General features: G+C 76.6%; 10 protein-coding genes. 6 read left to right on the top strand and 4 right to left on the bottom strand.

The window, feature by feature from the left end; all coding sequences use genetic code 11:
• Positions 1-282: 282 nt before the first annotated feature.
• A complete protein-coding gene (locus KSE_RS08040; RefSeq protein ID WP_231873142.1) occupies positions 283-1,410 on the bottom strand; it encodes a glycosyltransferase family 4 protein in 1,128 nt (375 codons plus the stop codon).
• A 168-nt stretch (positions 1,411-1,578) separates the two neighbouring features.
• On the opposite strand from KSE_RS08040, the gene KSE_RS45695 reads away from it, so the two are divergent.
• The 6 genes from KSE_RS45695 (at position 1,579) to KSE_RS08010 (ending at position 8,286) form a co-directional block, all read left to right on the top strand.
• Complete coding sequence (locus KSE_RS45695) at positions 1,579-2,649, top strand: glycosyltransferase (protein ID WP_014134784.1); 1,071 nt, start codon at positions 1,579-1,581, stop codon at positions 2,647-2,649.
• A 210-nt stretch (positions 2,650-2,859) separates the two neighbouring features.
• Positions 2,860-3,570 (top strand): hypothetical protein, encoded by a 711-nt coding sequence (locus KSE_RS08030; RefSeq protein WP_033258563.1) that lies wholly within the window; start codon positions 2,860-2,862, stop codon positions 3,568-3,570.
• A gap of 265 nt (positions 3,571-3,835) precedes the next feature.
• Positions 3,836-4,624 (top strand): thiol:disulfide interchange protein DsbA/DsbL, encoded by a 789-nt coding sequence (locus tag KSE_RS38210; RefSeq protein WP_014134782.1) that lies wholly within the window; start codon positions 3,836-3,838, stop codon positions 4,622-4,624.
• A 365-nt stretch (positions 4,625-4,989) separates the two neighbouring features.
• Positions 4,990-5,889, top strand: a complete 900-nt coding sequence (locus KSE_RS08020; RefSeq protein ID WP_014134781.1) for an ABC transporter permease — start codon at positions 4,990-4,992, stop codon at positions 5,887-5,889.
• Positions 5,879-7,078 (top strand): ABC transporter ATP-binding protein, encoded by a 1,200-nt coding sequence (locus tag KSE_RS08015; RefSeq protein WP_014134780.1) that lies wholly within the window; start codon positions 5,879-5,881, stop codon positions 7,076-7,078. The genes KSE_RS08020 and KSE_RS08015 overlap by 11 nt, the downstream gene beginning before the upstream one ends.
• 2 nt (positions 7,079-7,080) lie before the next feature.
• A complete protein-coding gene (locus KSE_RS08010) occupies positions 7,081-8,286 on the top strand; it encodes a glycosyltransferase family 4 protein (protein WP_014134779.1) in 1,206 nt (401 codons plus the stop codon).
• Between the two features lie 20 nt (positions 8,287-8,306).
• Here the strand turns inward: KSE_RS08010 and KSE_RS08005 are convergent, their stop codons facing one another.
• From KSE_RS08005 to KSE_RS07995, 3 genes are all read right to left on the bottom strand, one after another.
• A complete protein-coding gene (locus KSE_RS08005; RefSeq protein WP_014134778.1) occupies positions 8,307-9,038 on the bottom strand; it encodes an SAM-dependent methyltransferase in 732 nt (243 codons plus the stop codon).
• 29 nt (positions 9,039-9,067) lie between these two features.
• Positions 9,068-10,294 carry a glycosyltransferase gene (locus tag KSE_RS08000; RefSeq protein WP_014134777.1) on the bottom strand — a complete coding sequence of 409 codons (1,227 nt, stop codon included), beginning with the start codon at positions 10,292-10,294 and terminating at the stop codon, positions 9,068-9,070.
• A 121-nt stretch (positions 10,295-10,415) separates the two neighbouring features.
• Complete coding sequence (locus tag KSE_RS07995) at positions 10,416-11,174, bottom strand: glutamate racemase (RefSeq protein WP_014134776.1); 759 nt, start codon at positions 11,172-11,174, stop codon at positions 10,416-10,418.
• Positions 11,175-11,258 lie beyond the last annotated feature (84 nt).

The raw sequence follows: 11,258 nt of genomic DNA, 5'->3' as shown, positions 1-11,258 counted from the left end.
CACCGGGCCCGGGCCCCGCGCGCCCCGGCTGCGGCCAGAGAAGAAAAATGAGACGCCAGAGGCCGCCCCCCAACGGCCCTCCCCTGCGCCCGATGCTTCCCGCCCCGGACCTGCGGCGCAAGCACTTTGGCCATACTGACACCTGGGTTTGGTCGGAATCCGGACGCCCGCAGACGAACTGACGTGACGTCATCAAATCCGCGTCCGAGGGCCGATCGGACGAGCGGCGCGGCGGGTGTCCGGCCGGGCGGTCCGGTCCGTGGCCGAACCGCCCCGCCGCCGTCAGGCCAGTGCGCGCCCGTAGAACTCCACCATCCGCGCCGACACCCGCTCCAGCGTGTACCCCGCCAGGAAGCGCGCCCGCGCCGCCTTCGCCCGCACCAGCGCCTCCTCGCGCTCCGCCAGCACCCGGGCCAGCGCCCCCGCCAGCTCCTCCGGCCGCTCCGGCGGCACCAGCAGCGCGCACTCCTCCGAACCGCCCACCGTCTCCCGCAGCGCCGCCACGTCCGCGCACACCAGCGGCACCCCCACCCCCATCGCCTCCATCGCCGCGCTGCCCAGCCCCTCCCAGCGCGACGGCACCGCGAACGCCTCCGCCGCCGCCATCAGGTCGAACACGTCGTCCCGCGGCCCCAGGAACCGCACCCCCGCCGTCCGGGCCGCCAGCTCCTCCAGCCGCGGCGTCTCCGCCCCCCGGCTGCCCGCCAGCAGCAGCACCGCGTCCGGCCGCGCCTCCCGCACCCGGGGCCACGCCGACACCAGCACGTCCAGGCCCTTCTGGTACTGCTGCCGGGCCGCCGCCAGCACCACCGGCACGCCCTCGTCCAGCCCCAGCCCGGCCCGCACCGCCGCCCGCCGCTCCGCCGTCACCCGCCCCAGCAGCAGCGGGTCCCGGCCGCGCGGCACCACGTCGATCCGCCGCCGCGACACCCGCAGCCGGCGCGCCATCACGTCCGCCACGTGCTCCGTCAGCGCGTGGAACCGCCGCACCCCCTGCGCCGTCGCCGCGTCCACCGCCTGAGCCGCCCGCACCTTCCACGGGCTCAGCCCCCGCGCGCGCAGGTGCTCCGGCCCGTACGCCGAGTTCACCAGGCTCGACACCACCGGCACCCGGGCCGCGAACGCCGCCGCCCGGCCCAGCACGTCCGACTCGTACAGCGTCGTGTGCACCAGGTCCGGCCGCAGCCGGGCGAACTCGCCCCGCAGCGCCGACACCCGCGCCCCCCGCGAACCCCGCAGCACCGGCAGCACCCCGGCCCCCGCCGCCCGCAGCTCCTCCTGGAACCCGCCCGGCGACTCCTTCAGGAACGCGACGTGCAACTCCACCCCGGCCCGCACCAGTAACGGGGCCATCGCCACCAGCCCCTGCTCCGCCCCGCCCACCCGACTCACGCTGTCGATGACGTACACCACGCGCACCGTGCCAACCCCCTCGCCCAGGCCACCCCCTGACCGCCGCTCAGCATCCCAGCCCGACCCGCCCCGCGTCCGCCGAAGCCCGGAACTGCCCGCCCGCCGGGCCGCCGTTCTGCGCCGAACCCCCGCCCCGCCCCCGCCCGCTCGCATAGGGTCGGCGCCATGGCCGAGCCGCGGGTACTCCACGTCATCACCGACCCCAGGGCCCGCGGCGCGCAGCGCCTCGCCCGCGACCTGCACCGGGAACTCTCCCGGCGCGGCCAGCACTCCGCCCTCGCCGCACTGCACCCGCACCCCGACGCCGGCCCCGACGCCGCCGACACCCCCGTGCTCGGCCCGTCCCGGCACCACCCCGCGACACTGCGCGCACTGCGCCGGGCCGCCGCCCGGGCGGACGTGGTGGTGGCGCACGGCTCGTCGACCCTCCAGGCGTGCGCCCTCGGCCTGTTCGCCTCCCGCACCCCCTTCGTGTACGTCAACATCGGCGACCCCCGGCACTGGACCGCCGACCCGCTGCGCCGCCTGCGGGTCGGCGCGTTCCTGCACCGGGCCGCCGCCGTCGCCGCGATCTCCCCGCAGGCCGCCGAAGTCCTGCGGACCCGCTTCCGGCTCCCGGCCCGCCGACTGCGGACCATCCCGAACGCCCGCCCCGCCGACCGCTTCCCGCCCGCCGCCACCCCCGCCGACCGCGCGGCCGCCCGGGCCGGGCTCGGCCTGCCCGCCGACGGCCCGCTGATCGCCTGGGTCGGCGCGCTCAGCCCCGAGAAGCGGCCCGACCTCGCGCTCGCCGCGCACGCCCTGCTCCCCGCCGACGTCCACCTCGCGCTGGCCGGCGGGGGCCCGCTGCGCGCCACCCTCGCCGCCGGCCCGCGCACCCACCTGCTCGGCCCGCTCGACGACCCGGCCGCGCTCTACCGGGCCGCCGACCTGCTGCTGCTCACCAGCGACTCCGAGGGCGTCCCCGGCGTGCTGATCGAGGCCGCGCTGGCGGGCGTCCCGGCGGTGGCCACCGACGTCGGCTGGGTCTCCGACGTGGTCCGCCCCGGCGTCAGCGGCCTGCTCGTCCCGCCCGGCGACCCCGCCGCCCTCGCCGCGGCCCTGCGCACCCTGCTGGCCGCCGACCGCGCCCGCTACGCGGCCGCCGCCCGCGCGCACGCCCTCGACCGGTTCGACCTCGCCCCGGTCGCCACCGCCTGGCAGGAACTGCTGCGCGAGACCGCCCGCGCCCGGTAGGTCCTGTTACGACGGAAAACCTTCAGGTGTACGAACCGGCCTTGTACGGAAGGTCGTTGACGCTCCGTCCGGCGGACCCGTGGCACAGCGTCCGTCACAGGGCTGTACCGGACGCCCCGGGCCGCAACCGTCCGGCAGCCGGACACCGTGATGACGCATGCCGCCGACCGGCGGCCCACCGCACCAGCATCACCCCACCCGGAGCACCAGATGAACGTCCGCAAGCCCGCCGTCCTCGCCACCCTCGCCGCCTGCGCCGTGCTGGCCCTGACCGCCTGCGACCCGGAGCCGGCCGGCCCCTCCGGCGCCGCGTCCGCCACCGCGTCCGGCGCGGCGTCCGGCGCGGCGGGCACCCCGGTCGCCGCCCCGCCCGCCCAGGCCACCGCCTCCACCGGCGGCAGCGGCACCGGCCCGGCCGCGTCCGCCGACCTGCCGATCTGCGGCAACTCCGAGAAGGAGAGCGACGTCAAGGTCGAACTGACACTCGACAGGAGCGCCAACCCGCGGATCAACGGCGTGATCAAGCTGACCAACACCAGCGGCCACGACTGCGTCGTCTACGGCCCCGCCGACCTGCGCACCAACCACGTGCCCACCGAGTTCACGAAGCTCAGGAGCGGCGTCCTGGGCGGCGGCAGCTTCGCCACCGACAAGGCGCACGGCACCGTCCTGCACAACGGCGTCCCGGTCTACCAGGCCGTCAGCTGGCTGGCGTCGCCGCCGGTCGCCGCCAACGCCACCTGCACCACCGGCGACGTGCTGCAACTGGTCCGCAACGGCGACGTGCTCTCGCTGGACATGCAGGTCAAGGACGGCCGTTACTGCCCGGTCGCCGCCGAGGGCACCGACCAGATCCAGATCGGCGTCCCGAAGACCAGCGAGGCCGAGGCCCGCGCCCAGTGGAAGCACGACGCCAAGTAGCACCGCTCCTCCCCGACACCAGGTGGGCGCCGGAGCGGGGGCGCGCCCGCCCACCGGACCGGCCGGGGAACACCCACCGGCCGCCCAACCCCCTTGCGGCGCAAGGACGGCGGCGCCAGGGGAGCAGACGGAGCCTCGAACGCCCGACGAACGTTCGAACCGCGCCGTCGCCGCACCGCCGCCGCGCTGCTCCGATCCGGCGAATTCCGCCGTCCGGGCCCCGCCGGCCTGGAACGCCGCACACCCGGCCTGCCAGGCTGCCCGGGTGAAGTCGCTGCTCCGAACCACTGTCCTGCTCGCCGTCGCCGGGGGCCTGCTGGCCGCCCCGGCCACCGCCGCCGAGGCCGTGTCCGCCGCCCCGAAGCCGCTGCTCGGCCCGAACGGCCTCTCCGCTCCGAACGGCCTGTCCGGCGCGCAACTCCCCGCCGCCTTCCGGCCGTCCGGCCCCACCCAGCAGCACCCGCCGGTGCCCGCCGACCGCCCGCTGGAGCCCGCCGCGCCCGCGAGCACCGCGCCCGCGAGCACCGCCGTGAAGTCCGAACGCGTCCACCAGGCCGTCGAGTTCTTCTGGTACGACTGCTCGCACTCCGCGCTGCTCGAACAGCCGCTGACCCGCTGGGCCGCCCGGCACCAGCAGGACGTCACGCTGCGCCGCGTCCCGGCGATCTGGACCGGCAGCCCCGACGAGGCCGCGCAGCGCGCCCACGCCCGGCTGTTCTACGCGCTGGACCGGCTCGGCGAGGTCGACCGGCTGCAGGCCGCGGTGTTCCGCGCCGTCCGCGAGCAGCGCACCGACCTGACCACCGAGCGGGCCGCTGCCGACTGGGCCGCCAAGCAGGGCGTGGACGCCGCGAAGTTCCGGGCCGCGTACGGCTCCGCGGAGGTCGACCGGGCGGTCGAGGAGGCCCCGAAGCTGTTCGCGCAGAACCGGGTCGCCGAGCTGCCCACCGTGGTGGTCGACGGCGCCGGCCGCACCTCGCCGAGCAAGGCGGGCGGCGTCGACGCGATGCCCGCCGCGCTCGACCAGCTGGTCGCCGAACAGCCCGCCCGCTGAGTCCCGTCCGGTCGCCGAGTCCCGTCCCGCCGGGCCCGCTCGGCCCCAACTCCCTGGCCGGAAAGGACGGTTCGGTCCGGAACCGTCCCGTACCGGGCTGAGCTGCCGCAATCTTCACCGAACCCGCCCCCGGCCCGCACACTCTGTGTCATTGTGGTCCGCGGGTCGGCCGGGCAGCACCGGCGGCCCGGCCCCGACGGCAGCGGTGCGTCCGGTTCCCCCGGCCGCGTCCCGCGCGCGGGGCGCGGCCGGGCCCGGCCGGGGGGATCGGCCGGGCGGGCCGGAGACGGCAGCCGGGCGGCGCAGGCACGCCGGACGGCACAGGCACCAGGGGCGAGCACAGCCTCCGGGGAGGGCGGGAGTCCGTGGGGGGACAGCGCGCGCAGGTCATCGACGAGCGGCAGGGGCGGGCCGCCCCGCCGGGCGCCCCGGTCCCGGCCGGGCCGCCGCCCGAGCTGGTCTTCACACGCCGGCTGCGCCCCGTCCAGGTGGCCCGCGAGCTGTGGGCGGCCCGGGAGTTGGTGCGGGCGCTGGCCGAGCGCGACCTGCGGGCCCGGTACAAGCAGGCGGTGCTCGGCTTCGCCTGGGCGGTGCTCACCCCGCTGGCGCTGTGCGCGATCTTCACCCTGGTGTTCCACCGGGCCGTCAAGATCGAGACCGGTGCCGTCCCGTACACCCTGTTCGCGTACCTGGGCCTGATCGTCTGGCAGTTCTTCTCGAACACGATGAACCAGGGCGCGCTCAGCCTGGCGAACAACCTGAGCCTGCTGAACAAGGTGTACTGCCCGCGCGAGGTGTTCCCGCTCGCCACCATGCTGGTCGCGACCGTCGACATGGTGATCGGCGTCGGCGTGCTGGGCCTGATGTTCCTGGTGTTCTGGACGGCCCCGGCCGCGACCTTCCTCTGGGTGCTGCCGCTGCTGGTGATCCAGTTCGCCTTCACCTACGGCATCGCGCTGATCCTCTCGGTCGCCGTGGTCTACCTGCGCGACGTGCGCCACCTGCTGCCGATCATCACGCAGATGGGCGTCTTCGCCACCCCGGTCGCCTACCCGCTGGCCAAGATCCCGCAGCGGCTCCAGGAGATCTACGTCGGCGTCAACCCGCTCGGCGCGGTCATCGAGGGCTACCGGAAGGCCCTGCTGTACGGCGAGGCGCCCGACGCCCGGATGACGATGATCGCCGCGGCCAGTTCGCTGGTCTTCCTGGTCGGCGGGTACCTGGTCTTCAAGAAGCTGGAAACGGGGATCGCCGATGTCGCGTGACTACCCTCTGGGCACCATCCGCACCGACCAGGTCTGGAAGCGCTTCCGCGCCGACCAGCAGCGGATGCTGCTGCGCGACCGGGTCGACCAGGTCGCCCGCCGCCTGCGCGGCGACCGCGGCGAGGACTGGCGCTGGGCGCTGCGCGACATCAACCTGCACATCGAGCCCGGCGAGTCGGTCGGCCTGATCGGCTCCAACGGCTCCGGCAAGTCGACGCTGCTGAAGATGCTGACCCGGGTGATGTACCCGTACGCGGGCGTGATCGACGTGCGCGGCCGGATCGGCGCCCTGATCGAGATCCGGGCCGGCATCCACCCCGACCTGACCGGCCGGGAGAACATCTACCTGTTCGGCGCGCTGCTCGGCCTCAAGCGCCGCGAGGTCGCCGGCCGGTTCGACGACATCGTCGAGTTCGCCCGGCTCGGCGGCGCGATCGACCGGCAGGTCAAGTTCTACTCGTCCGGCATGCAGATGCGGCTGGGCTTCGCGGTCGCCGCCTACCTGGAGCCGCACGTCCTGCTGGTCGACGAGGTGCTGGCGGTCGGCGACGCGGTCTTCCAGCAGCGCTGCCTGGACCGGATGCGCGAGGTCGCCGAGCAGGGCACCACGATCGTCTTCGTCTCGCACGACCTGCCCGCCGTCCAGTCGATCTGCCGCCGCGGCGTCTGGCTGGAGCAGGGCACCGTCCGGGTCGACGCGGGCATCAAGGACGCGCTGGCCGGCTACCGGGACTCGATCGAGGCCCAGTCCGAGGCGTCCGCCCGCACCGGCGAGCCCCTCCAACTGCTCAAGTACGAGGTGCGCGGCGAGGACGACGACGCCGCCACCCTGCACACCGACGAGCCCGTCACCGTCGAGCTCACCCTGGCCGGCGACTACCGCGGCGACGCCACCCTGCACCTGGGCGTCAGCGAGGGCACCTCCAGCCCGATCTTCCAGATCAGCCACGAGATCCGGATGACCGGCGGCGACCACAAGGTCGCCTGCGTCATCCCCCGGCTGCCGCTGCCGCGCGGCCGCTACACGCTCTGGACCGGCGTCTACTCGATCGGCAAGACCGACGGCGGCACCCTGATGAGCTGGCACTCGGCCGGCCAGTTCGACGTCTTCGGCCCGATGCTCGACACCCCGCCGCGCGCCGTCGTGATGGCCGCGCCGGTCTTCGTCCCGCACCAGTGGGAGGACTGACCGTGCGCTCCGTCCGGGTCCTGGTCCACCTCAACAACCTCGCCCTCGGCGGCGCCCAGCTCAACGCCGTCGACATCGCCCGCACCCTGCGCGACCGCGGCCACCAGCCCGTCCTCTTCGCCCAGGGCGTCGACGGCCCGGCCCCGCTGGTCGAACTCGCCGCCGAGCACGACCTCGACCTGGTGGTGGCCGGCGACCCGGGCACCCCGCACGCCGTGATCCGGGCCCGGCTCACCAAGCTCGCCGAGGAGCACGGCTCCCAGCTGGTCCACGCCTGGGAGGTCCGGGCCGCCCGCAACGCCTACTTCGGCCCCGGCCGCCAGGGCCGCCTCCCGATCGTCACCACCTTCTACGGCATCCGGATGCTCCGCGGCATGCCCCGCTACCAGCCGCTGGTCCTCGGCCTCGGCGCCCTGATGCCGGACGGCCGCGCCTTCGGCCACCGCGACCTGCGGCTGATCGAACCCCCGGTCGACACCGACGCCGACGCGCCCGGCACCGCCACCGACGCCGCCACCGCCTTCCGCGCCGAGGTCGGCGCCGCCCCCGACCAGCTCCTGCTCTGCATCGTCACCCGGCTGGTCTCCGGCCTGGAGAAGGACGCCGGCGTCTCCCGCACGATGGCCGCCGTCCGCCTCCTCGACGACCCGGGCCTGGTCCTCGCCGTCGTCGGCGGCGGCCCCAGCGAGGAACGCCTGCGCGCCGAGGCCGCCCGCCTCAACGAGGAACTCGGCCGCGAGGCGATCGTCCTCACCGGCCAGCGCCCCGACCCCCGCCCCGCCTACCAGGCCGCCGACCTCGTCCTCGGCATGGGCGGCTCCGCCCTGCGCGGCCTGGCCTTCGGCAAACCCGTCATCGTCCACGGCGCGAGCGGCTACACCGCCATCCACGAACCCGGCCCGCTGGTCGAACCGCACGCCTCCCGCTGCATGTACGGCCACGGCGACCACCCCGCCGACGCCAAGGCCCTCGCCGCCCAGATCCGCGCCCTCGCCGACGCCCCCGCCCGCCGCGCCGAACTCGGCGCCTGGGGCCGCGACTGGGTGGTCGGCCGCTTCTCCCTCGACCACGTCTCCACCGCCTTCGAGGAGATCTACCGCGAACTCCTCCGCCAGCCCCCCGGCCGCACCGCCTGGCTCCGCGACCTGGAACAGATGTCCCGCTACGAGTTCGTGAAGCCCACCGCCCGCCGCCTGCTGGGCCGCTGAACCCGTTCCGGTGGCGGCCCTCAACTCCCTTGCCGCAGCACCATCGTGACGAAACCGGCGCCGCCGCCACGGCTGCCCGGCCACCGCTCGCGCCAGCCGTCCGCCACCCGGAGGGCCTGCTCGCGGTCGGGGCCCGGCGGCTGGTCGAGGGCCCAGTCGGCGAGCGCGCCGGTCCGGGCCCAGGCGTAGGCGTCGAGCTCGGCGCGGCTGGAGGTGTGGCCGGCCACCGGCAGCCAGCCGGCGGCCCGGACGGCGGCGAGCGTCCCGGCCAGGTCCGGCAGCCCGCCGTCGGACGGCCCCGGCGGGCCGCCGCCCTCCCGGTAGGCCGTGCCGAGCAGCGCCGTGCCGCCCGGGGCGAGCAGCGGGCCGATCGCGGCGAGGGCCGGTCCGGGGCCGCCGAGGGCGGGCGTCGGGCCCACGCACAGGACGGCGTCGAAGGGCTCGGACGCGGTGAACTCCCGTACGCCGCCGTGGTGCAGGCCGATCCGCCGGTCGACGCCGAGCAGCCGGGCGGCGCGCTGGGCGGCGCGCAGCGCCTCCGGGTCGGGATCGGCGCCGACACCCCGCAGGGCGGGACGGGCGGCCAGCGCCCGCAGCAGCCACGGGGCCTCGCCGCAGCCGAGGTCGAGCAGCCGGCCGGCCGGGCGGTCCCGCAGCAGGCGGTCGAGCAGGGTGCGGACCGCCTCGTCGGACAGCGGGGCGGCGATCGGGTGGTCGCGGTGCGCGATCCGGGAGATCTCCTGACGCTCCATCGTCGGATCCTGCCCGCCGCGCCGCCCCGCTACTCGGCGGACGGCTCGGCCGGTTGCTCGGTGTGCGCGGGCGCGGGCGAGTGCGGCTGCGGCTGCGCGTGCGGCTGCGGCCGCGGGTAGGTGCGGCCCTTCCAGGCGGCGCCGCGGCCGCGCCAGTGCTGGACGGCCGAGTCGACCGTCATCAGCAGGTACAGCAGCGCGGTGAACGGCAGCAGCGGGGCGGCCGTGACGCGCTGCCGGTAGTAGCGGAGCATCGGCGCGTACGTCCCGGCCATCACCGCCCACGCGGCCAGGCCCGCCCCGGCGGTCCGCCACGAGCCGGCCGCGGCCCCGGCGACCGCCGCCACCGGCGGCACCAGGTAGACCAGCGCCAGGCCCGCGACCGTCCCGGCCAGCAGCAGCGGCGAGTACCGGAGCTGGGCGTACGCGCTGCGCGAGACCATCCGCCACAGCGGGCCCAGGCCGGGGTAGGGGCGGACCGAGTCGACCCGGTCGGCGAGGCCCAGCCAGGTCCGGCCGCCGGTGCGCTTGACCGCCCGGGCCAGTGACACGTCATCGATGACGGCGCCGCGGATCGCCGCGACCCCGCCCGCCCGCTCCAGCGCCGCCCGCCGCACCAGCGAGCAGCCGCCCGCCGCCGCGGCCGTCCGGGAGCCCGGCCGGTTGGCGCGCCGGAACGGGTACAGCTGGGCGAAGAAGTACACGAACGCCGGGACGATCAGCCGCTCCCACCGGCTCGCCACCCGCAGCCGGGCCATCTGCGAGACCAGGTCGAGCCCGGCGCCCTCACCCGCCGCGACCAGCGCCCGCAGCGAACCCGGACGGTGCGCGATGTCGGCGTCCGTCAGCAGCAGCCACTCCCCGTCCCCGGCCTGCCCGACGCCGTGCCGCAGCGCCCACAGCTTGCCCGTCCAGCCCTCCGGCAGCGGCGGGGGAGTGGTCACCGTCAGCTCCAGCCCCCCGGTCCGCGCCGCCAGCTCCCGGGCCAGCGCCCCGGTGCCGTCCGTGCTGTGGTCGTCCACCAGCACCACCCGGGCCCGCCCCGGATACTCCTGCCCGAGCACGCTCGGCAACGAGGACGGCAACACCTCCGCCTCGTCCCGGGCCGGCACCAGCACCACCACCGCCGGCCACACCGCCGGCTCCCCGTCCACCGCGGGCAGCCGCTGATCCGTCCGCCAGAACCCCCCGTGCCCCCACGCCAGCCCCACCCACACCACCAGCGACACCACCGAGACCCACCACAGGACCGTCACCCGGGCAGTCTGCCCGATCCGCCGCCGCCGACCCCCGAGGCGCGACGGCGCGGGGCTGCCGGGAGGGCGACGGGTTGCGGACGCGGCGGGTGCTCGCGGTGGCGGGGGCCCGGGCCGGGGGTCAGACGCGGGCGGCGGTCAGGAGTTCGCCCTGCGGGTAGGTGAGGGCTTCGGGCTGGAGGGTGGCGGGGCGGCCGGTGTGCAGGACGGTGAGGGTGGCGTCGCCGGGCGGGGTGGCGGGGGTGAGGCGGCGGAGGGTCTGGGCGGCGATGGCGTCGGCGGAGCCGTGCAGCCGGGCCGGGCCGGGGAGGGCGGCGGCGATCAGGTCGTCGATCAGTTCGTAGTGGGTGCAGCCGAGGACCACGTCGGTGGTGTCGGCGGGGGTGCGGGCGGCGGCGGAGGCGACGGCGGCGGCGATCGCGGCCCGGTCGGCCCGTTCGACGGCTTCGGCCAGGCCGTGGCAGGCGACCTCGTGGACCCGCGCGGCCCCGCCGAACTCCTCGATCAGTCCGCGCTGGTACGCGCTGCCGGTGGTCCGCGAGGTGGCCCAGATGGCGACCACGCCGCCGGCCGCGGCGGCCGGTTTGATCGCGGGGACGGTGCCGATCACCGGCAGCGCCGGCTCGAACTCGGCGCGCAGGTGCGCCAGCGCGTGCACCGAGGCGGTGTTGCAGGCGACCACGAGCGCGTCCGGCCGGTGCGCGACCGCGGCCCGGGCGCACGCCAGCGCGTGCGCGGTGATGTCCTCGGGGGTGCGCGGACCCCAGGGCATGCCGTCGGGGTCGCAGGAGACGACCAGGTCCGCGTCGGGCCGCAACCGGCGGATCGCGGCGGCGGCGGCGAGCAGTCCGATTCCGGAGTCCACGAGGGCGATCTTCACGAGCACCGACTCTACCCCGGGGGTGCGGGGAGCGACGGCCCCCGGTGGGCCGCCCGGCGCCGGCCCGGGGCGGGCGCGCGGCGG

The organism is Kitasatospora setae KM-6054 (genome assembly GCF_000269985.1).
GTDB lineage: Bacteria > Actinomycetota > Actinomycetes > Streptomycetales > Streptomycetaceae > Kitasatospora > Kitasatospora setae.
Note: the sequence above shows the minus strand (reverse complement) of the source record. Positions and strands in the feature narration are given on the sequence as shown.

What these genes read in the sequence shown, in the direction of transcription:
- KSE_RS45695 (WP_014134784.1), top strand. Translation starts at nt 1,579, where the DNA reads ATGGCCGAGCCGCGGGTACTCCACGTCATCACCGACCCCAGGGCCCGC.
- KSE_RS08030 (WP_033258563.1), top strand. Translation starts at nt 2,860, where the DNA reads ATGAACGTCCGCAAGCCCGCCGTCCTCGCCACCCTCGCCGCCTGCGCC.
- KSE_RS08015 (WP_014134780.1), top strand. Translation starts at nt 5,879, where the DNA reads ATGTCGCGTGACTACCCTCTGGGCACCATCCGCACCGACCAGGTCTGG.
- KSE_RS08005 (WP_014134778.1), bottom strand. Translation starts at nt 9,038, where the DNA reads ATGGAGCGTCAGGAGATCTCCCGGATCGCGCACCGCGACCACCCGATC.